This is a genomic window from Bradyrhizobium sp. AUGA SZCCT0182, from assembly GCF_018130185.1.
Classification (GTDB): Bacteria; Pseudomonadota; Alphaproteobacteria; order Rhizobiales; family Xanthobacteraceae; genus Bradyrhizobium.
This window is the reverse complement of record NZ_JAFCLY010000113.1, coordinates 1-1,039: the sequence shown is the minus strand read 5'-3', so window position 1 is coordinate 1,039 and position 1,039 is coordinate 1. Positions and strand designations below refer to the sequence as shown.

Genomic DNA, 1,039 nt, shown 5'->3' with positions numbered 1-1,039 from the left:
GCATCCTTTCCGATTTGGATCGGCCACGCGCGCGGGATCGGCGACCACGGCGTAATGAGCCAGCATCGCGCTGTAAATCGGGTTGAGCTGGGGCTCGTACAAATCCGGCTTGAGGACGCCTTCCTTCAGGTTGTCGAGCACGACATAGCTGGGGACCCCGCCAAAATACCGGAACGCCTCTTCGTGGAGCTGCGCCCAGACTTGTTGGCTGGACTTCCAGACTACCCGCCGGAAGCTGCGCCGCGAGTAGCGTAGCGTCATCACGAACAGGCGGGGACGACGGTACCGCCCGCTCTTCGGATCAACCGTCGGCGCGCCCTCGCCATAGTCGACCTGAGCTTCCTCGCCGGGGAGGAACTCAAGACGATCAAACTGCTCAGGATCAGCGTGCCGCAACCGGCGCACAAACCGCTTGACACTCTGGTAGCTGGACGGAAAGCCAAATTGATCAACCAGGTCCTGGTAAATCGCCTGCGCGTTCCGCTTCAGCCGGACCTGTTCTTCGATCCACGTCCGATGCGCTTCGCAAGCCGAACGGGCCAGGCTGCTGGTGACCGTCGCTTCCGATGTCCCAAAAGCCGGTGGTCGGGGTGGAGGAATTTGGCCGTCCGCGCTCACCGAGCCGGTGGTCACTTCCCCGGGGGAATTTGCCTCCGCACCGGCCCGCAGCGCCTGATAACGCCGGATCGTCTTGCGATCGACACCCGTCAGCCGGTGAATCTCGCGCTGGCTGGTGTTGCGATCAAGTAATGTAAGTACGGTGCTTTGCAGATGTCGCTTCAAGACGTTCAACTCCCCGGCCCCTTGCTGGCTAAAGGGGTCGAACATAAACGTCCTGCCTGACCGGCTACTGCTGTTCAGCGGCGCTGACGGCGATCATCAGGTGGGGGAGTTTCAAGTGACCATACCCGGGGGATTTTGACCGACCCACGGGGGACTGGCTCCAAAAAAGCAAGGAATACAGCGGCAGTGAGTAACGTCAGCATCGGAGCGACACGATGCATATCGATCTCCGTGGATGGATGAAGGTGAATATACT

General features: G+C 60.5%; 2 pseudogenes. Both read right to left on the bottom strand.

The features are described from left to right. Window positions 1-828: pseudogene (gene istA / locus JQ611_RS41490) on the bottom strand (IS21-like element IS1631 family transposase); the annotation flags it as partial. Between the two features lie 29 nt (window positions 829-857). Continuing rightward, window positions 858-1,039, bottom strand: a pseudogene (locus tag JQ611_RS41485) (hypothetical protein); the annotation flags it as partial.